The organism is Streptococcus parasanguinis (genome assembly GCF_964238605.1).
Lineage (GTDB): Bacteria > Bacillota > Bacilli > Lactobacillales > Streptococcaceae > Streptococcus > Streptococcus parasanguinis_AJ.
Genome location: NZ_CAXSMM010000016.1, coordinates 1 through 19342, shown reverse-complemented (window position 1 = coordinate 19342; position 19342 = coordinate 1). Strand labels below are relative to the sequence as shown.

Annotated in this window: 15 protein-coding genes; 13 read left to right on the top strand and 2 right to left on the bottom strand. The window is 46.2% G+C overall.

The features are described 5' to 3' along the window. Position 1 precedes the first annotated feature (1 nt). The 3 genes from ACESR9_RS09700 to ACESR9_RS09690 all read left to right on the top strand — a co-directional run bounded on the left by ACESR9_RS09700 (position 2) and on the right by ACESR9_RS09690 (position 5136). On the top strand, positions 2-1147 hold the full coding sequence (locus ACESR9_RS09700) for an FtsX-like permease family protein (protein ID WP_373106379.1): 1146 nt from the start codon (positions 2-4) through the stop codon (positions 1145-1147). 385 nt (positions 1148-1532) lie between these two features. After that, positions 1533-3278 carry an ABC transporter ATP-binding protein gene (locus tag ACESR9_RS09695; protein WP_373106378.1) on the top strand — a complete coding sequence of 582 codons (1746 nt, stop codon included), beginning with the start codon at positions 1533-1535 and terminating at the stop codon, positions 3276-3278. After that, positions 3268-5136 (top strand): ABC transporter ATP-binding protein, encoded by a 1869-nt coding sequence (locus tag ACESR9_RS09690; protein ID WP_373106377.1) that lies wholly within the window; start codon positions 3268-3270, stop codon positions 5134-5136. The genes ACESR9_RS09695 and ACESR9_RS09690 overlap by 11 nt, the downstream gene beginning before the upstream one ends. A 36-nt stretch (positions 5137-5172) precedes the next feature. Here ACESR9_RS09690 and ACESR9_RS09685 read toward each other — a convergent pair whose 3' ends face one another. After that, positions 5173-5655: a glutathione peroxidase gene (locus tag ACESR9_RS09685; RefSeq protein WP_373106376.1), complete on the bottom strand. Its 483-nt coding sequence runs from the start codon at positions 5653-5655 to the stop codon at positions 5173-5175. Positions 5656-5814: 159 nt separating this feature from the next. Here ACESR9_RS09685 and rexB point away from each other — a divergent pair, with 159 nt between their 5' ends. The 3 genes from rexB to ACESR9_RS09670 are packed head-to-tail and all read left to right on the top strand — an operon-like array spanning position 5815 to position 13064. Next, positions 5815-9081: an ATP-dependent nuclease subunit B gene (gene rexB, locus ACESR9_RS09680; protein ID WP_373106375.1), complete on the top strand. Its 3267-nt coding sequence runs from the start codon at positions 5815-5817 to the stop codon at positions 9079-9081. After that, entirely contained in the window at positions 9078-12743 is a 3666-nt protein-coding gene (addA, locus tag ACESR9_RS09675; RefSeq protein WP_373106389.1) for a helicase-exonuclease AddAB subunit AddA, read from the top strand. Before rexB ends, addA begins: the two co-directional genes overlap by 4 nt. 3 nt (positions 12744-12746) lie before the next feature. Further along, positions 12747-13064 carry a DUF4298 domain-containing protein gene (locus ACESR9_RS09670; RefSeq protein WP_049472335.1) on the top strand — a complete coding sequence of 106 codons (318 nt, stop codon included), beginning with the start codon at positions 12747-12749 and terminating at the stop codon, positions 13062-13064. 378 nt (positions 13065-13442) lie between these two features. On the opposite strand, the gene ACESR9_RS09665 is transcribed toward ACESR9_RS09670, so the two are convergent. Continuing rightward, positions 13443-13613: a DUF3042 family protein gene (locus ACESR9_RS09665; protein ID WP_003002781.1), complete on the bottom strand. Its 171-nt coding sequence runs from the start codon at positions 13611-13613 to the stop codon at positions 13443-13445. Positions 13614-13696: 83 nt separating this feature from the next. Here ACESR9_RS09665 and miaA point away from each other — a divergent pair, with 83 nt between their 5' ends. The 7 genes from miaA to ACESR9_RS09630 are packed head-to-tail and all read left to right on the top strand — an operon-like array spanning position 13697 to position 19254. Beyond that, positions 13697-14584 carry a tRNA (adenosine(37)-N6)-dimethylallyltransferase MiaA gene (miaA, locus tag ACESR9_RS09660; protein WP_373106374.1) on the top strand — a complete coding sequence of 296 codons (888 nt, stop codon included), beginning with the start codon at positions 13697-13699 and terminating at the stop codon, positions 14582-14584. Continuing rightward, positions 14577-15824 carry a GTPase HflX gene (hflX, locus tag ACESR9_RS09655; RefSeq protein ID WP_302692429.1) on the top strand — a complete coding sequence of 416 codons (1248 nt, stop codon included), beginning with the start codon at positions 14577-14579 and terminating at the stop codon, positions 15822-15824. The genes miaA and hflX overlap by 8 nt, the downstream gene beginning before the upstream one ends. Further along, the gene (locus ACESR9_RS09650) at positions 15808-16437 is read left to right on the top strand and encodes a cystathionine beta-lyase (RefSeq protein WP_373106373.1); all 630 of its coding nucleotides are present in this window, start codon (positions 15808-15810) and stop codon (positions 16435-16437) included. Before hflX ends, ACESR9_RS09650 begins: the two co-directional genes overlap by 17 nt. Before the next feature lie 3 nt (positions 16438-16440). Next, positions 16441-17370: a ribonuclease Z gene (gene rnz, locus ACESR9_RS09645; RefSeq protein WP_070588856.1), complete on the top strand. Its 930-nt coding sequence runs from the start codon at positions 16441-16443 to the stop codon at positions 17368-17370. A gap of 1 nt (position 17371) precedes the next feature. Further along, complete coding sequence (locus ACESR9_RS09640) at positions 17372-18127, top strand: SDR family NAD(P)-dependent oxidoreductase (protein WP_070588857.1); 756 nt, start codon at positions 17372-17374, stop codon at positions 18125-18127. Positions 18128-18137: 10 nt separating this feature from the next. Beyond that, positions 18138-18848, top strand: coding sequence for a methyltransferase domain-containing protein (locus tag ACESR9_RS09635; RefSeq protein ID WP_373106372.1), 711 nt, complete (start codon positions 18138-18140; stop codon positions 18846-18848). Between the two features lies 1 nt (position 18849). Next, entirely contained in the window at positions 18850-19254 is a 405-nt protein-coding gene (locus tag ACESR9_RS09630; RefSeq protein ID WP_373106371.1) for a GNAT family N-acetyltransferase, read from the top strand. The last annotated feature ends 88 nt before the right edge of the window (positions 19255-19342 follow it).

The following is a 19342-nucleotide window of genomic DNA, read 5'->3' as shown; positions in this document are numbered from 1 at the left end:
CATGTTTTCAGTAAAAGATATTCGTAAATTAGTTGTCGTCAGTATCATTGGGGTTTGTGCGGTCTTTGTGGCCAATCTCTTCTTGAATTTTTACCTGGATATCGAGCAGTTGGAGATTTCGAAAACCAATCCCATGATGCAGACCTACTATGATGCCCAGGTTTCGCTTTCCTGGATGGTGGCCATGGTCAGTGGGGTTGTCTTGTCCTTGACGTCGGTCCTTCTCATGTGTTTTTATATCAAACAATTTGTCGATGACCACAGGGAACAATTAGGAATTTTAAAGGCTTTGGGCTACAGCAATGGCCAGTTGGCGAAACGGTTTTGGGCCTTTGGACTCAGTTTTGGAGCTGGAGCGCTTCTTGGCTATTTCGCTTCATTTCTCATGATGGGACATTTTTACGACTTCCGTAATGAGAAGGGGATTTTGCCAGAAATTACCATTCACTTTCATTGGCAGCTCTTGCTTGCCTTGGTGATCCTGCCAACGACCTTCTTTATGCTTCTCGCGATTGGTTATGCTAGAAGACAACTACAAACGCCAGCGCTTCGCTTATTGAAAAAGTCCCCAAGTCCAATCAAGGTCAAAAGGAGAAAGCGAGCTCCTCAGAAAGAGAAGGACTTCCTAAAAGAGCTGTCCTCATCACTGATTTGGGGGAGAAAATCTATACTGTTTTTTGTAGTCTTTGGATCTATGTGTTTTGCGGCCATGGTTCAATTGTCCTTTGGCCTCAGGGATTACACAGATGATATCATCCAAACCATGATGATCATGATTGGCTTGATCCTTTCTTTCTCGATACTCTTTTTGTCATTGGGGATTGTGGTCTCAGAAAGCCGCGAAACCTTGGCTCTTATGAAGGCTTTTGGTTACACCAATCGTGAATGCCAAGGTCATATTCTCGCTCCCTATCGTTTTTGGGCTTATCTAGGATTTGTTCTTGGGACGGCTTATCAATATGGCATCATGGAAATCTTGATCGGTGTGATCAAAGATACGGTTCCTGGTAAAATTGAGCATCACTTTGATGGGAATGTGTGCTTCTGGACCTTGCTCGGTTTTGCTGTGGTTTATGAAAGCCTGTTTTATCTATCCAACAGAAAACTCCAAAAACAAACCATCAAAGAAGTGCTCTTAGCTGAATAAATAGAAAAGAGAGTAGGACAGAAATTGGTAATTCGTTAGAATTCGATTTCGTCGTCCCACCTCCTCACAGTTGAGTAGGGCTGTAAAAGCTGAGGAAATCAGCGTAGTAGAGCCTACTCAACCGCTGCGTCTTGCTCGACAATCTAAAGACAATTGAGAGGCCAGGACTTTTGTCCCAGCCTCTTTTGCACTGGATAAACAGAAAAAATGACACTGTCTAAAAATCTTGCATTTTTTTGCAATTTAGGTTACAATGAAGACTATAAAAAACGCGTAATCCCTAGGGTCTTTCCCTCAGGGAATTTTGTGTGTTTTGACCTATTTTCGATGGAAAGAAGCTTTGCTTCTACCGCAGGAAAAAGTATGAATAACATTGGAGGTAATAATGATTCGATCCTTAATTTCCGAGATCAAAGAATTCAAGAAGCCCTCGATATTGGCTTCCTTGTTCATGGTCTTTGAAGTCATGTTTGAGATTTCGATTCCCTTTGTCATGGCGAGTCTTTTGGACCAAGGTGTTCAACAAAGAAACATGAACAATATTTTGTTTTACGGTGGGCTCATGCTGGTCTATGCCTTTCTCTCCCTCTTTTGTGGGATGCAGTCTGCCCGTTATGGCGCCTATGCATCGGCTGGTTTTGCCAAAAACCTTCGTCGGGCTATTTTCAAAAAGGTTCAAACCTTCTCATTTGAGAATATTGATCAGTTCTCATCAGGTGGATTAGTCACTCGGATGATGACGGATGTGACCAATGTTCAAAATGCCTATCAAATGGTCATTCGGATCTGTGTTCGGGCACCGCTTAATTTGATCTTTGCTATTGTAGCTTGTTTCATGATCAATGCAGAAATGGCCATGATCTTTGTCTATGTGACCATCTTTTTGGCAGCTGTCTTAAGCATCATCATGAAGATTGTGTATCCGCTCTTTACAGAAGTATTTGAAGCTTATGACAATCTCAACAACAGCATTCAGGAAAACATCACCAATATGCGAGTGGTGAAGTCCTACGTTAAGGAAGCAGATGAAACCGTTAAATTCAAAAAAGCTTCACGCCGGATTTATAACATGTTTATGAAGGCTATCCGTGTCGTTGTCTTGAGTAGCCCAGCTATGATGCTTTCCATGTATGCTTCTTTCCTTTTGATCTCTTGGATTGGGGCTCATCTGATCGTTGGTGGCCAACTCTCCACTGGGAATCTGACTTCTATGTTTAGCTACACCATGACCATTCTCATGTCGCTCATGATGTTTATGATGATCTTTGTCATGTTGTCGATTTCCATGGCCTCTGTCGAGCGGATCAATGAAGTCTTGACGACCAAAACGACGATTGACTCTCCAGAAAATGGGATCAAAGAAGTTGCTGATGGCTCCATCAACTTTGAGGATGTGACCTTTGCTTATACCGATGAAAATGGCGATAAGACCCATGTCTTACAAGGGATTAATCTTTCTATTCGTTCAGGGGAAGTGATTGGGATCTTGGGAGGAACAGGATCAGGAAAATCAAGCTTGGTGCAGTTGATTCCTCGTCTCTATGATGTCGAGTCTGGTCGGGTGACAGTAGCAGGCCACGATGTCAAAGAATACGATCTGGATTCCCTTCGTAAGCAAGTGGCCATGGTTCTTCAGACCAATGTCCTTTTCTCTGGTACGATTAAAGAAAATATGCGCTGGGGAAATAAAGAGGCGACGGATGAAGAGATCATCGCAGCTTGTAAGATTGCCCAAGCCGATGAATTTATTCAAGATTTCAAAGAGGGCTATGACACCATGATTGAGCGTGGGGGATCCAACGTCTCTGGTGGTCAACGCCAGCGTCTCTGTATCGCGCGTGCCCTTCTCATGAATCCGAAGATCTTGATCTTGGATGATTCGACGTCTGCGGTTGATACCAAGACGGATAGTTTGATCCGTCAAGGATTAGCAACCAGCTTGAAAGAGACCACCAAAATCATCATTGGTCAACGGATTTCCTCTATTCAAGATGCAGATCGTATTATCGTGATGAATGATGGCCAAATCGATGCGATCGGTCGTCACGAAGAATTGCTTGCGACCAATGCCATCTACCAAGAAGTATATGAAATGCAAACACAAGGGAAAGGAGAAGCAGATGAAAACTAAGAAAAAAGCAAATCTAGGCTCTATCCTTCGCCTGCTCGACTTCCTTTGGAAAAACTACAAGGTATCCTTGATTGTTTCCTTTATCTTAATCATTCTATCCTCTCTTGCGACGGTCAATGTAACAGCTTCGATTCAGTCCTTGGTCGACGTCTATGTGGAGCCCATGTTAACGTCAAACAGCCATGATTTCGGACCGCTCTTGTCCTTCTTGACACGGGTTGGTTTGATCTGTTTGATCGGGGTACTTGCCAACTATGGCTTTACCTTGATCATGGCGACCGTTTCACAAGACTCACTTAGAAGTCTTCGAAATCAGTTGTTTGCTCGCATGCAAAAACTGCCGGTACGTTACTTTGATACCCACCAACACGGGGACATCATGTCTATCTATACCAATGATATTGATGCCCTTCGCCAAGCGATTGAACAATCCATTCCTCAACTTCTATCCTCAGCGATTACCATCCTTGGGGTAACGATTACCATGCTGACGGTTAGTCCGCTCTTGTTCTTGATTGTTCTTTTCATGGTTATCGTTATGGTCTTTATCATCAAGGATGTCTCTGGCAAGTCAGGTCGTTACTTTGGCGCCCAACAAAAGAACTTGGGGATTGAGAATGGCTTTATTGAAGAAATGATGTCTGGTCAAAAAGTGGTCAAGGCCTTTGTGCATGAAAGAGAAAGCATTGAGGATTTTGACCGGATCAATGACCAACTCTTTGAGTCTTCCTACCAAGCCAACCGCTATGCCAATGTCCTCATGCCGATTCTTGGGAACTTGGGCAATGTTTCCTTTGTTCTAACAGCCTTGATCGGTGGGCTCTTTGCGCTAAACGGCATCGGTGGTTTAACCATTGGTGGTCTCATGGCCTTTCTGCAATTGAACCGTTCCTTCACAGGTCCCATTGCTCAGGTCTCTCAACAATTGAACTTTGTCCTGATGGCTTTGGCTGGTGGAGATCGTGTCTTTGATCTCTTGGATGAAGAAGAAGAGGTCGACCTTGGAAAAGTGACGTTGGTCAATTATGAACTGGTCGATGGAGAAATGGTTGAAACCGATCAGAAAACCAACAAGTGGGCTTGGAAACACCCTCGTCCAAATGGAGATTACCAGCTTGTCAAGATGGTCGGAAATGTGGTCTTTGATAATGTTGATTTCTCCTATGATGGGAAGAAACAAATCCTTCATGGCATCAATTTGTACGCGGATAAGGGTCAAAAAGTGGCCTTTGTCGGAGCGACTGGTGCAGGAAAGACAACCATTACCAACTTGATCAACCGATTCTATGATATCCAATCTGGAATGATTACCTATGATGGAATCGATATTAGATTGATTGAGAAGGATTCTCTTCGTCGTTCCCTTGGAATCGTTCTTCAAGATACCCACTTATTCACTGGTACCATTGCAGAAAACATCGCTTACGGCCGTGCTGATGCAACACGGGAAGAAATCCTTGAAGCAGCTCGGATTGCTAATGTGGATTCCTTTGTTAAGCATTTGGATCAGGGCTATGAAACGGTCTTGACGGATGATGGGGCTGGCCTTTCAAATGGTCAACGACAATTGATCGCCATTGCCCGTGCAGCCCTTGCCAATGCGCCAGTCTTGATTCTGGACGAAGCGACGTCTTCGATTGACTCTCGGACAGAGAAGATGGTGCAAGAAGGGATGGACCGTTTGATGGAAGGTAGGACTGTCTTTGTCATTGCCCACCGTCTATCGACAATTGTCAATTCCGATGTCATCATGGTCATGGACCATGGACGCATCATCGAGCGAGGCAACCATGCTTCCTTGATGGCAGAAAAAGGAACCTATCACCGTTTGTACACCGGTGGACTTGAAATTGATTAATATAAAAAAGCTTGAGCGTTGGCTCAGGCTTTTTGCTTATTTCTCAAGTAATTCTTGGATCAAGTCTTTCATGGCAGCTGGTTCTGTTTTGGAGGAGAAGCGTTGGGCGACTTGGCCTTGTCGGTCGATGACAAATTTTGCAAAGTTCCATTCGATGCGTTCTCCCAGTGGCCCGGCAGCTTGGCTTTTAAGCCAGTCATAGAGAGGAAGGGCTTCTTTGCCATTGACCTTGGCTTTGGCGAATCGTGGGAAGGTGGTCTGGTAGTTGAGGCTACAGAAGCTATTGATTTCTTCGGCAGTTCCTGGTGCCTGTCCCATGAATTGGTTACAGGGAATGTCTAGGATTTCCAGCCCCTTTTCCTGGTAGCGCTGGTAGAGATCTTGCAGTCCTTGGTATTGCGGGGTCAAGCCACAGCCTGTTGCTGTATTGACTACGATGAGGACCTTACCTTGGTAGTGAGAAAGGGGAATCTCCTCCCCATTCTGGTTTTCTAAAGAAAAATCATAAATGCTGGTCATAGGTGGTATCCTTTCTGTCTCTTCAACTTTTATTGTAGCATAAATCTCCTAAAATTGGGCCAAGAGGAGCATGACTTCTTGCTTTAGTCCCTCCTGTGAAAATGATATAATAAGAAGATAACAAGCTCTCAAAAAAATGCCAAAAGGAGAACGGATCGGATGAAATTACTCTATACGGATGTTCGGACCCCCTTGACCCAGGTCCTGACACAAGAAGCCGTAGGGTTAGTAGAACAGGGCAAGCGTGTGTTTTATATTGCACCCAACTCTCTTTCCTTTGAAAAAGAAGCCAAGGTCTTGTCCTATTTAGAAGGTCAGGCTTCTTTTGCCATTACCGTCACGCGCTTTGCCCAAATGGCCCGTTATTTCATCCTGAATCAGGTCTTTGAGGAGCAACCCTTGGATGATATCGGTCTCGGCATGTTATTTTTTAAAGCTCTTTCCCAGATGAAGGAGCAGGATCTCAAAGTTTACGGGGCCCTGCGTAAGGATCCTCAGTTTATCCAGCAACTGGTCCAGCTCTATCATGAATTGCAGACGGCCCAGATGGATTTTACCGATTTAGAGTTGCTCGAGGAAGCTGAAAAAAGAGAGGACCTCTTGGCGATTTTTGAAGCTATCTCTGAGATGCTGGTCCAGCATCAGTATGAATCCCAGTCCAAGATGGCCTTTTTCCTCAATCAGGTTGAAGAAGGGCACTTGGAAGAGCAATTACAGGATGTGGCGGTTGTTGTCGATGGCTTCACGCGTTTTTCTGCAGAAGAAGAGGCCTTGATCAGTCTCCTTCACCGAAAAGGAGTGGAGATTGTCATCGGGGTCTATGCCAGTGAAAAAGCCTATCGAGCAAGTTTTAGAGAGGGCAATCTTTACCAGGCCAGTGTTGACTTTCTCCTCCAGCTGGCAAAGACTTTTGAGGTACAGCCTCAGTATTGTGGGCAAGCGATCGAAGACTCTTTTAGTCGCATTACCCGCATGCTAGAAGCGCGCTACGATTTTTCACAAGTGGAAAATGAGCTGGAGGACCAAGATCGAACAGCTGTCCAACTCTGGCAAACCAACACGCAAAAAGAAGAGTTGGAATTTGTCGCCAAATCCATCCGTCAGCGTCTTCATGATGGGGCCCGCTATCGGGATATTCGGGTCTTGTTAGGCGATGTAGAAGCTTATCAACTACAGCTCAAGACCATTTTTGACCAGTATCAGATTCCCTTTTACTTGGGACGAAGTGAGGCCATGGTCCACCATCCCTTGATTCAGGTCATTGAATCGCTAGGGCGGATCAAGCAGTTCAATTACCAGACGGAAGACGTCATCAATCTGTTGAAAACGGGTCTGTATAGTGATCTGACGCAAGAGGAAGTCGATGCTTTTGAGCAATACCTTCGCTTTGCGGAAGTAAAGGGTGCTAAAAAATTTCACAAGCCTTTTACTGGCAATCGTCAGGGCAAGTTTAATCTGGAAGAGCTCAATACTCTCCGGGAACGCGTCGTAGAACCTCTAGCCCCTTTCTTTTCACAGCGCAAACAAAAGGTGACTCATCTCTTAACCGCCTTTACAGAGTTTCTGCAAGAGGCCCAACTTTCTCAGAATCTACAAGCTTTGATCAAGGTTCTAGCCTTGGAGGAGCAGGAGCGCTATGACCAGGTCTGGAAGGCTTTTCTCCATGTCTTAGAGGAGTTGAACGTGGTCTTTGAGGACCAAGAGCTGACAGTGGATGACTTTTTGGCCCTCCTCTTATCGGGGATGCAATTGTCTCAATACCGGACAGTTCCTGCTACGGTCGATGTGGTGACGGTTCAGTCCTATGACTTGATTGAACCCTTGACAGCGCCTTATATCTACGCGATCGGGCTGACCCAAGAGCGTTTTCCAAAGATTGCTCAGAACACCACTCTGCTCAGTGAAGAAGAGCGCCAGCAGCTCAATGAGGCCACCCAAGAAGGAGCAGAGCTCCAGGTGGTGACCAGTGAAAATCTCAAGAAGAATCGCTTTGTGGCGGTTTCGCTCCTCAATGCGGCGACCAACCAACTGGTCCTATCGGCCCCTAGCTTGGTCAATGAAATGGAAGATAGTGTCTCTCCTTACCTTGTCGAATTGACCAAGAAACCTATTGCCATCGAGTGGACGACCAAACAAACCCAAGCCTCGAGTGATGATATCGGGACCTACCGGGCCCTCCTAGCGCGCGTGATCGAACTCCATCAAGAAGAAATTACGAGTGAGTTGTCTCCTGAAGAAGCCAGCTTTTGGGGTGTGGCGGTACGGGTCTTGCGCAAGAAATTAGCCGCTGAAGGCATCCAGATTCCTCAGATTTCAACGGAATTAAAGAGCCGTCAGCTTCAGTCGGATACGCTTCAAGCGCTCTATCCAGAGGGAAAAGCCTTGACCTTATCCGCTTCTGCCTTGAATGAATACTACAAGCACCAGTATGCCTTTTATCTGCGCTATGTCTTGGGCTTACAAGAGGATGAAACGATCCGGCCAGACGCTCGCAGTCATGGGAATTTCTTGCACCGGATCTTTGAACGAGTCTTAAAAGATGGCTCCGATCAAGCGTTTGATCGGCGTTTAAACGAGGCGATTCGAGAGACCAGCCAAGAAGCAGAGTTTCAGCAATTGTATGGAGAAAGTGGAGAGACCGAGTTTATTCGCAACTTGCTTCTTGATACCGCGAAAACAACGGGGCGTGTCCTCGCCCAGCAAAATGGCATCGAGACCATCGGTGAGGAGACCCTCTTTGGTGGAAGTACCCACACCTCTTATCCATTGTCCGATGGCCGTCTCCTGCAGCTACGAGGCAAGGTGGACCGCATTGATCAATTGAGGGATCGGGGAGCCCTCGGAGTCGTGGACTATAAGTCCAGTCTGACGCAATTTCACTATGACAAGTTCTTTAATGGACTGAATTCTCAATTGCCGACCTATCTTTCTGCGATTCAGGATTTGAAGGAATACCAAGAGGAGCAGGGGATTTTCGGAGCTATGTATTTGGAAATGGGAGATCCCGTAGTGGATCTGAAAAAGACCAAGACAGTAGAGGATGCCATCAACCAAACCATGAAAAGTCAACAGTACAAGGGGCTCTTTATGGCAGATCAGGCGCCTTATCTGGGCGAGGCCTATGATAAGAATAAGGCTATGATGCTGAGTAAGGAAGAACTGGACCTGCTCCTCTTGTACAACGCTTATCTCTATAAAACAGCGGCAGAAGGAATTCTCAAGGGGCAATTTGCCATCAATCCCTATAGTGAAAATGGGCGCAATATCGCACCATTTGTGGAGCAGTTTAAATCCATTACAGGATTTGAAGCGGATCGTCACCTAGGTCAGGCACGGTTCTTGACCAAACTAGACCAAAAAGGAATACGCGGTGAAAAGGTGAAAGCCGCTTGGATCGAGAAGATGAAGGAGGTCTTGAACAAATGATCAAACAAGCATTTTTGACAAGAGAAGAAATCAAGGCCCTTCAGGCCCAAGAGGCAGCTTCTACCAAAGAGCAAAAGCGGACACCAGAACAGATCGATGCCATCTATAGTTCGGGGACCAATATCTTGGTGTCAGCCTCTGCTGGATCAGGAAAGACCTTTGTCATGGTGCAGCGGATACTGGATCAGATGCAGCGTGGCATTTCGATTAAGGAGCTCTTTATCTCGACCTTTACGGTCAAGGCAGCAGGAGAGCTCAAGGAGCGTTTGGAAAGTGAACTTGGAAAAGCCCTGCAAGCGAGCGATGACCCAGAGCTCAAGCAACACCTGGCCCGTCAAATCGCAGATGTCGCCACCAGCGATATCGGAACCATGGACTCTTTTACCCAAAAGGTCCTAACGCGCTATGGCTATTTGCTTGGGTTGGCGCCTCAGTTTCGCATTTTACAAAACGCTAGTGAGCAACGCCTCTTACAAAATGAAGTCTTTCAAGCTGTTTTTGACCGCTATTACCAGGGGGAAAACCAAGAAGCCTTTGTGCAGATGGTCAAGAATTTCACGGGGCAGCGCAAAAATTTGACCTTGTTTAAAGAACAGGTCTACCAGATCTATGACTTTCTTCAGTCGACCAGCGATCCGGAGAAATGGCTGGAGGAGCATTTCCTAAAAGGTTATGAAGAGACCGATTTTGACCAGGTGGAAGCTACTCTGATGGAGAGCATCCAGCAGGCCCTTTATGAGGCAGAGAGCTTTTTTGCCTTTCATTTGTCCAATGAAGGCCAAGCATTTGGCAAGGTAAAGTATTTGGAAGCTGTAGAAGAGGTGCTCGATCAGATTGGAAGACTGACGGGGCGCGTTAATAAAGAGCAACTGACCTCTGTCCTAAAGGCGGTCGTGGCGATTAGTCGGGCTTCAAATGGGGGAGCCTTGACCAACAGAGCCCGAAAAGAAGAGTTGAAAGAGTTAGTCACGGCTTATAACCAGGATAAAACCATACATATCAACCGCCTCAGAGACTTGGAAAATCAGCTCTATCAGCTGGAATTTCAACAAGCCTACCACCAAGAAGAAGGCCCCATGCTCTCCTTGCTCCGGGACTTTATCAGAGACTTTTCTCACGCTTATCTGGAACGAAAAATCCAAGAAAAAGCTTATGAATTTGGGGATATCAGTCATTTTGCCATTCAAATTTTAGAGCAATTCCCAGAGGTGAGACAAGCCTATCAAGAGCGCTATCATGAGGTCATGGTCGATGAGTACCAGGATACCAACCACACCCAAGAGCGGATGTTAGACTTGCTGTCAAATGGCCACAATCGCTTCATGGTGGGGGATATCAAGCAATCGATTTATCGCTTCCGTCAGGCAGATCCACAGATTTTTAATGATAAATTTAAAGCCTACCAAGAAGAAGGGGCGAAAGGGCGGTTGATCCTCCTCAAGGAAAATTTCCGGAGTCATGTGGAGGTATTGGACGCGACCAATGATGTCTTTCGCCATTTGATGGACGAAGAGGTGGGCGAGATTGATTACAATCAAACCCATTATCTGGTTGCAGGAAGTGACAAGCAGCGGATGGCCTTGCCACAACATCGGGCAGAATTTTTGCTCTATGATGGCTCCCAAGACCAGGAAGAAAAGACCGAAGACGAGGAAGCTGCTTCTGGACTCGAGACGGTTTCCAAGGGAGAAATTCTCCTAGTCATCAAAGAAATTTTACGCCTCCATCGGGTGGAAAAAGTGCCTTTTAAAGAAATCACGCTCTTGACTGCGACTCGAACTCGTAATGATGCGATTCTGGAAGCTTTTGACCAGTACCATATCCCGATTGTGGCAGATAGCGGACAGGCGCATTATCTTGAGTCACTGGAAGTGATGGTCATGTTGGATACCTTGCGGACCATTAACAATCCCTTGCATGATTATCCCTTGGTTGCTCTCATGAAATCCCCCATGTTTGACTTTGATGAAGATGAGTTGGCACGGATTTCCTTGCAGACTCTTCCAGAGCAAAAGCAAATGGCCTTCTACCACAAGGTCCAGTTAGCCCTTGAAAAGACTGCAGAGCATGCCAATCTGATTGATGCCAAGCTCTCAGCTAAAATCGAGAACTTCCTCAAAGTTTTATCTACTTGGCGGGCTGCTGCCAAGACCTCTTCGATCTATGATTTGCTGTGGAAAATCTATGAGGATCGCTATTACTATGACTATGTCGGCGCCCTTCCAAATGGGGCCCAGCGTCAGGCCAATCTCTACGCTTTGACGCTTCGGGCCAATGATTATGAAAAAGCCAGCTTTAAGGGCTTGTCGCGCTTCATTGCCATGATTGACAAGGTGATCGAAAATGAACACGATTTGGCCAGCGTCCCTCTTGCGGCTCCAAAAGATGCCGTCCAGCTCATGACCGTCCATAAGAGTAAGGGGCTGGAATTCAAGTATGTCTTTATTCTCAATATGGACAAAGCCTTTAACCGTAAGGATCAATCGGGGCCGATTATCCTCAGTCGCCAAAAAGGGATTGGCTTTAAATATGTTGCGAGTCTTCCGGTTGAGACAGAGAATCCAGTTGCTCCAGAAACCATTCGCCTGCAGATCGAAACACCTTGCTACCAACGCAATGTGGAAGAAACAAAATTGGCTACCATTTCTGAGCAGATGCGTCTTCTTTATGTCGCCATGACACGGGCCGAGCTCAAGCTCTATCTGGTCGGAAAAGGCCGGGAGGACAAACTGCGTGATACCGATTGGGGGACCAGTCGCAATGGCAAATTGGATCCAGAGAAGCGAAAAGAATGGACCTCTTATCAGGACTGGCTCTTTGCCATTCAAGATGTGTTTACCAAAAATACCCTGGCCTATGACACGCGTTTTGTGACAGATGAAGACCTGACACCAGACCAGCTGGAACCGCTAGAGAAGGAGAAGGATTCCCGCCTGGATCAGCTCAAGGATGTCCGTCAGTCCGAGGATATTCGTCGGGCCTTGGATATCTTGGAAAATGTTGATCGGCTCAATCAGCTCTATGCTCCGGCCATTCATTTACCAAGTGTACGTACTCCTAGTCAGATCAAGAAATTCTACGAGCCAGTCATGGATGCCAATGGCGTCCAGATCATGGATGCAAAGACTGTGACGCCTGAGTTTGAGCTTCCAACTTTTGGTCAAGAAAAAGCTGTGACAGGAGCCCAAGTCGGTAGTGCTGTCCATGAACTCATGCAGCGCGTGCCTCTTGAGGAAGAAATCACGCTGGATAAGCTGCGTCAAGCCTTGGAGCAAGTTCAAGCAGAGCCAGCGGTCAAAGCCCGCATCAAGCTAGAGGCCATCCTTGCTTTCTATGAGACACCTCTGGGGACCTTGCTTCAAAAAGAGGCCTCTCGAGTCCGTCGCGAAGCTCCCTTTGCCATGCTGAAGAAAGATCCAGCCAGTGGAGAGGACTTCGTCGTGCGGGGGATCCTGGATGGTTACGTGGTGCTAGAAGACCGGATCCTGCTCTTTGATTACAAGACGGATCACTACAAGATTCCTAGCCAATTGGTCGAACGCTACCGGGATCAGCTCGATCTCTATGCAGAAGCTCTTCGTCGTTCTTATGGCAAAGAGCAAGTAGAAAAATATCTCGTGCTTCTAGGCGGCCCCCATCTAGAAGTGGTGAAAGTGGAGTAAATCATGGCAATTGCACAGGAAAACATCGAACGGATCCAAAGAATGGAAGGTTATTTGAATGACTATGCCAAAACTTTGGAAGAAACCAAAAAAGCAGTGGATCAGCTAAGAGAGCATCAAGAAAGCTATATCCAACTGAGGGATTATTATAGTAGTCAAGCCTATTTTGATGATTTGGACTTTTCCAATCAAGCTGACTTTCCAGCAGATCTTCCTTGTGGTGTCTTGTCCGAAGATGCCGTCTATGATTTATTAGACGAGCATTTTCAGATGGGAGTCGAACTCTTGGAAATCGCAACGAAGATGATCAAAGAACGGTGAATGATCTCTTCACCTTTTGAAACAAACACAAAAAAAGCTCCGGTTTTCCGGAGCTTTTAGATTGAAGACAAATGTCATCATAGAAACTTTCCTTAGGTGAGTACGGACGTCAGCGAACTTCTACGAAGTTCCATGACTTAGTTTTGAACCTAAAGTTTCAAAACTCCCGAGTGCTAGAAACAAATGTGTTCCTAGCACTTTTCTCACGGCGGAAAGTTTCAGTATATGTTTGAATAAACATAATATATATCATTCTAATTTTTTTAGCATTACTTGTGTTAGCATATCGTGACAAACCCTACCAATAAGAGAAAATTTTCCAAAATGGACTTTTTCTTCAGCAAAAAAAGCTCCGGTTTCCCGGAGCTTTTTGAATGATTAGTGTGAGACACGGCGACGTGCTGCTTTTTTGCGGTTTTCTTCGATGAAAGCTGCTTTTTGTTCTTCTGGTTCGATTACTTTTTTCTTGAATGTGTAAACTGCACCTGCGACAGCAGCAACTGTACCAGCAACACCAGTAACAAAACCTTTACCAAATCCTTTAGCCATGAGAATTTCTCCTTTTCTGAACTTTAAATATTTATGTTATAATATATGGTAACGAAAAAACGTGAATTTTGCAAGGAAAAACGATGAAAACCAAGATAATTGTGATTGTGGGACCGACTGCTGTTGGAAAAACAGCTCTTGCGATCGATTTAGCTCAAGCCCTCAATGGTGAAATTATCAGTGGCGATAGTCAACAAGTCTATCGTAAGCTAGATATAGGAACAGCTAAGGCGACACCAGAAGAGCAAGCTGCAGCTCCCCATCATTTGATCGATGTGCGGGAGGTGACCGAGTCTTACTCAGCTTTTGATTTTGTAAGAGAAGCTAAGACTGCGATTGAAGAGATCACAGCTCGAGGCAAGCTTCCTATCATTGCAGGTGGGACGGGCCTTTACATCCAAAGTTTGCTCGAAGGTTATCATCTAGGTGGTGAAGTTCCTCATGAAGAGATTCTGGCCTATCGCGCTCAATTGGATTTGTTGTCGGATGAAGACTTGTACCAAAGGGTAGCGGAGCAAGGACTTGTGATTCCTCAGATCAATCGCCGTCGGTCCATGCGAGCTCTGGAAATTGCGCATTTTGGGCAGGACCTCGCAAACGAAGAGACCGATTATGAACCCTATCTCATCTGTCTAGATGATGAACGGTCCTTGATCTATGATCGCATCAATCGTCGAGTAGATCGCATGCTAGAGGAAGGCTTGCTGGATGAAGCCCGGTGGCTCTATGATGACCATCCGGAGGTTCAGGCAGCTAAAGGCATTGGTTACAAGGAACTCTTTCCTTACTTTAAGGGAGAGCAGAGCCTTGAGGAAGCCAGTGAGATCCTCAAGCGCAATACGCGGCGCTTTGCCAAACGCCAGCTGACCTGGTTTCGAAATCGAATGGAAGTGACCTTTTACGCCATTTCTGCCCCCCACTTCAAGGAGCAGGTTCTTGCAGATGTAAAGGAGTTTTTACAGCATGATTGAAACAGAAAAAAAACAAGAACGCATCCTTTTGGTCGGTGTGGAACTTCAAGGCATGGACAATTTTGATATGTCGATGGAGGAGTTGGCCAGCCTGGCTAAAACAGCAGGTGGAGATGTCCGGGGCTCCTATACACAAAAACGGGAGAAATACGACACCAAGACCTTTGTCGGCTCAGGAAAACTAGAAGAAATCGCACAAATGGTCGAAGCAGATGAGATTACAACGGTAGTGGTCAATAACCGCCTGACCCCCCGGCAAAATGTCAATTTAGAAGAAATCCTAGGGGTTAAAGTCATTGACCGGATGCAGCTGATTCTAGATATCTTTGCCATGAGGGCTAGGAGTCATGAAGGGAAGTTGCAGGTGCACTTGGCCCAGCTCAAATACCTCTTGCCACGCCTTGTCGGTCAAGGGATCATGCTCAGCCGTCAGGCTGGGGGAATTGGTTCTCGTGGTCCAGGGGAAAGTCAGTTGGAGTTGAACCGCCGGAGTGTTCGCAATCAAATTACCGATATCGAGCGCCAGCTCAAGGCTGTTGAAAAGAACCGGGAAACCCTTCGTGAAAAACGCTTGGAATCACCTGTCTTCAAGATTGGTTTGATCGGCTATACCAATGCAGGAAAGTCGACCATTATGAATCAAATGACTAGTAAGAGCCAGTATGAAGCCGATGAACTCTTTGCGACTTTGGATGCCACAACCAAGAGCATCCACCTAACAGGCAATCTGCAAGTGACCCTGACCGATACGGTTGGCTTTATTCAGGACTTGCCGACAGAGTTGGTTTCGAGCTTTAAGTCGACCCTGGAAGAAAGTAAGAATGTAGACCTCCTGGTCCATGTCATAGATGCTTCTGACCCCAATCATGAAGAGCATGAAAAGACCGTGCTTTCGATCATGAAGGACCTGGATATGCTGGAGATTCCTCGCTTGACCCTTTACAACAAAGCAGATAAAGTAGCAGACTTTACCCCAACCCAGACACCTTTTAGCTTGATTTCAGCGCGCTCTGAGACAGCCCGTGAAGATCTCCAGGCTTTGCTTCTAGAAAAACTGAGAGAGCTCTTTGTTCCCTTTACCATTCGCGTTCCCTTTTCAAAATCTTATCGGACACATGATCTAGAAACAGTAGCGATCATTGACCAGCGCGAATTTGAAGAAGACGTCGAGGTCATTCAAGGCTATATTGCAGAGAAAAATAAGTGGAAGTTGGAAGAATTTTATGACGGATTACGTTGATTTAGCAATAAAATATGGAGGCTATACCAGCCTCGATCGGGTCTACCTGACCAATCTTTTAAGCACGATCCCTGAGGAATTGCGTCTCCGTGTGATTACGCCTCCCCCAAGTGTGATCAACGCTTATTTCGCTGAGCTCTATCAAAAGAAGAGCCCCAAGGAGGCCATGGATTATTTCTTGGACTTGAGCCGAGCATTTGACTTATTCACAGCTCAGCAAAGCTTTGATGAACAAAAACCTTTTATCCGCCTCAACTTATCAGGTCAATCTTATGGCTTGGCCTATGTAAATGAAGAGCTAGCCTGTGTCTTTGCTGAACATCCAGCAGAGGATATCACCTCTTCGATTTTATTCGAAATTGCAGAGATCTTTCCACATTGTTTGGTCTTTGAAAAAGATGGCAAGATCTGCTTGCAAGAGGCTGAACCAGAAGGGGTCACTAAAACAGAAGCCCTCTCAGCCCTAACTGACTTGATGAGCTTGGAAGATGGACGCTTGAAACTGTCAGGATATAACCAAGAAGAGCTTCTCGAGCTAGCGCAAGCCTACCCAGGCAACCTTTCGTTCCGTTCAGAGAACCGGACGGCCATGATTTATATAGATAGAAAGTAGACAATGGACATTCAATTTTTAGGAACGGGAGCTGGGCAACCCTCAAAAGCCCGTAATGTATCGAGCTTAGCCCTCAAATTGCTGGACGAGATCAATGAAGTCTGGCTCTTTGATTGTGGCGAAGCGACACAGAATCAAATTTTAGAAACGACCATTCGTCCGCGAAAGGTTAGCAAGATCTTTATCACTCACCTACACGGAGACCATATTTTTGGTTTGCCAGGTTTCCTCTCTAGTCGGGCCTTTCAGGCCAATGAAGAGCAGACGGATCTGGATATCTATGGACCAGTAGGAATCAAATCCTTTGTGATGACTAGTCTTCGCGTATCAGGCTCTCGCCTGCCTTACCGCATCCATTTTCATGAATTCGATGAACATTCTCTGGGTAAGATTTTAGAAACCGATAAATTCACGGTTTATGCGGAAGTTTTGGACCACACCATTTTTTGCGTGGGTTATCGGATCATGCAAAAAGACCTCGAAGGAACACTGGATGCGGACAAGCTCAAGGCAGCGGGCGTTCCATTTGGACCGCTCTTTGGCCAGGTCAAAAATGGACAAGATGTCACCCTGGAAGATGGCACTAAGATCATTGCTGCAGATTATATTTCAGCCCCTCGGCCTGGTAAGATTATCACGATCCTCGGAGATACCAGAAAGACGGATGCCAGCGTCCGCCTTGGAGTCAATGCGGATGTCTTGGTCCATGAGTCCACCTATGGCAAGGGTGATGAGAAGATTGCTAAGAAACACGGTCACTCGACCAATATGCAGGCAGCAGAAGTGGCGCGTGAAGCAGGGGCCAAGCGCCTTCTTCTCAACCACATCAGTGCTCGCTTCTTATCAAAAGACATCAGCCAATTGCGCAAGGATGCGTCCAGCATTTTTGAAAATGTTTATGTCGTCAAAGATTTGGAAGAAGTGGAGATCTAAGATGCGAACCATTCTCATAACAGGAGCAAGTGGAGGTTTGGCCCAAGAAATGGTCAAGCTCCTCCCTGAAGATCGGCTGATTCTCCTAGGCAGAAATCAAGAAAAACTGGAAAAGCTCTATGCCAGTCATCCTCAAGCTGAATGCATCGGGATCGATATCACTGATTCCTCAGCTGTCCAAGACTTGGTAGAAGAGCTCTATCAGCGCTACGGACAGATTGATATCTTGGTCAACAATGCAGGCTATGGGATTTTTGAGGCTTTTGATCGCATTTCTGACCAGCAGGTGCAGGAGATGTTTGATGTCAATACCTTTGCCCTCATGCAGCTTTCACGCTTGATGGGTGCGCACATGAAGGAAGCAGGCAAGGGGCACATCGTCAACATCGTCAGCATGGCGGGTCTTGTCGCAACTGCCAAATCCAGCCTTTATTCGGCTACTAAGTTTGCAGCCATCGGCTTCTCCAATGCCCTGCGGTTAGAACTCATGCCCTTTGGTGTCCATGTGACGACGGTCAATCCAGGCCCCATTCGGACCACTTTCTTTGACCAGGCAGACCCAGATGGAAGCTATGTCAAGGCTGTAGACCGTTATATTTTGGAACCAGACTTTGTGGCTAAGAAGATTGTGAAAAACTTTGGAAAACCAAAACGCGAGCTCAATTTGCCTTGGCTTTTGAACTTGACCCACAAGCTCTATACCCTTTTCCCACGCATCTCGGACAAGCTAGCCAGCAAGATGTTCAATTTCAAATAGGAGGAGATCGATGGCTGCAAATATTCAAGCTTATTTAGAAAACCTCCAGCAACCCTGGGGACAGATCTATTATGATATCCTTTTTGATCAATTAAAAGACATAAAAGGTAAACGGGTGCTTGATTTCGGCAGTGGCTTCGGTCTCGTGGCCAACCACCTGGCACAAGACAATGAAGTCCTTGCTGTGGAGCCCAATGAGGAAATGGTGGCCTTGCGGGTCCAGGATCATCCTTACCAGCAACTCGTTGGGAGTCTGGACCAAATAGAGAGCTTTGAAGATGCCAGTTTTGATGTCATCCTCTGCCACAATGTCTTGGAGTATGTAGAGGATCGCAAGGTGGTTCTCAAGGCATTCACCCGTCTCTTGAAACCAGGAGGCCTGCTCTCTATCGTCAAGCACAATGAGGTTGGCCGCGTCCTGCAGACCGTCGTCTTTGAAAATGATACTCAGAAGGCGCTTGATCTCTTAGCCGGTCAAGACCTGGAAACCCACTCCATGGGCTTGGCACAGGCCTATGATCTAGATAGAGCAGTAGACGATCTAGCCCTCGAAGTTCAGGACTACCAAGGGATCCGTGTCTTTTATGCCTTGCAGGATAATCGCTTCAAGGGCCAAGAAGGCTGGCGAGAGTCTATGCTCAAAATGGAGCTGGCCGTTTGCCAAGAGTCCCCTTATCGGGATATCGCCTTCTTCCAGCACTATAGCTTAAAAAGGAGTTAAGATGTTAGATTATAAAAAAGAAATTCCAGCGATGACAGACCTACTCGCATTATACAGTTCGGTCGGCTGGACCAATTATACCAACAACCCAACCATGCTAGAAGAAGCTGTCAAAGCCAGTCTCTGGCAGTTAGCCGTCTATGATGAGGACGAGCTCGTCGCCTACATTCGCTTGGTAGGTGATGGCCACTCTGTCATTTTTGTGCAGGACCTTTTGGTACGACCAGATCACCAGCGTCAAGGTATCGGAAGGAAACTCTTAACAGAGGCTTTAGCGAACTTCCCAAATGTCTATCAACGGCTTCTCGTCACAGAACGGAGCGAGAAGAATCTAGCCTTTTACCAGTCTCTGGGCTTTGTCGAACTTTCAGAGCAAGCCTGTACAGGGATGATTTATATGAAATAAGAGAGTGGGATAGAAATCGGTAATTCGTTAGAATTCGATTTCGTCGTCCCACCTCCGCACAGTTGAGTAGGGCTGTAAAAGCTGATGA

Excerpts from the sequence above, each read along its gene's own strand:
- ACESR9_RS09700 (WP_373106379.1), top strand. The coding sequence starts at position 2 with ATGTTTTCAGTAAAAGATATTCGTAAATTAGTTGTCGTCAGTATCATT.
- ACESR9_RS09695 (WP_373106378.1), top strand. The coding sequence starts at position 1,533 with ATGATTCGATCCTTAATTTCCGAGATCAAAGAATTCAAGAAGCCCTCG.
- ACESR9_RS09690 (WP_373106377.1), top strand. The coding sequence starts at position 3,268 with ATGAAAACTAAGAAAAAAGCAAATCTAGGCTCTATCCTTCGCCTGCTC.
- ACESR9_RS09685 (WP_373106376.1), bottom strand. The coding sequence starts at position 5,655 with ATGACCAGCATTTATGATTTTTCTTTAGAAAACCAGAATGGGGAGGAG.
- rexB (WP_373106375.1), top strand. The coding sequence starts at position 5,815 with ATGAAATTACTCTATACGGATGTTCGGACCCCCTTGACCCAGGTCCTG.
- addA (WP_373106389.1), top strand. The coding sequence starts at position 9,078 with ATGATCAAACAAGCATTTTTGACAAGAGAAGAAATCAAGGCCCTTCAG.
- ACESR9_RS09670 (WP_049472335.1), top strand. The coding sequence starts at position 12,747 with ATGGCAATTGCACAGGAAAACATCGAACGGATCCAAAGAATGGAAGGT.
- ACESR9_RS09665 (WP_003002781.1), bottom strand. The coding sequence starts at position 13,613 with ATGGCTAAAGGATTTGGTAAAGGTTTTGTTACTGGTGTTGCTGGTACA.
- miaA (WP_373106374.1), top strand. The coding sequence starts at position 13,697 with ATGAAAACCAAGATAATTGTGATTGTGGGACCGACTGCTGTTGGAAAA.
- hflX (WP_302692429.1), top strand. The coding sequence starts at position 14,577 with ATGATTGAAACAGAAAAAAAACAAGAACGCATCCTTTTGGTCGGTGTG.
- ACESR9_RS09650 (WP_373106373.1), top strand. The coding sequence starts at position 15,808 with ATGACGGATTACGTTGATTTAGCAATAAAATATGGAGGCTATACCAGC.
- rnz (WP_070588856.1), top strand. The coding sequence starts at position 16,441 with ATGGACATTCAATTTTTAGGAACGGGAGCTGGGCAACCCTCAAAAGCC.
- ACESR9_RS09640 (WP_070588857.1), top strand. The coding sequence starts at position 17,372 with ATGCGAACCATTCTCATAACAGGAGCAAGTGGAGGTTTGGCCCAAGAA.
- ACESR9_RS09635 (WP_373106372.1), top strand. The coding sequence starts at position 18,138 with ATGGCTGCAAATATTCAAGCTTATTTAGAAAACCTCCAGCAACCCTGG.
- ACESR9_RS09630 (WP_373106371.1), top strand. The coding sequence starts at position 18,850 with ATGTTAGATTATAAAAAAGAAATTCCAGCGATGACAGACCTACTCGCA.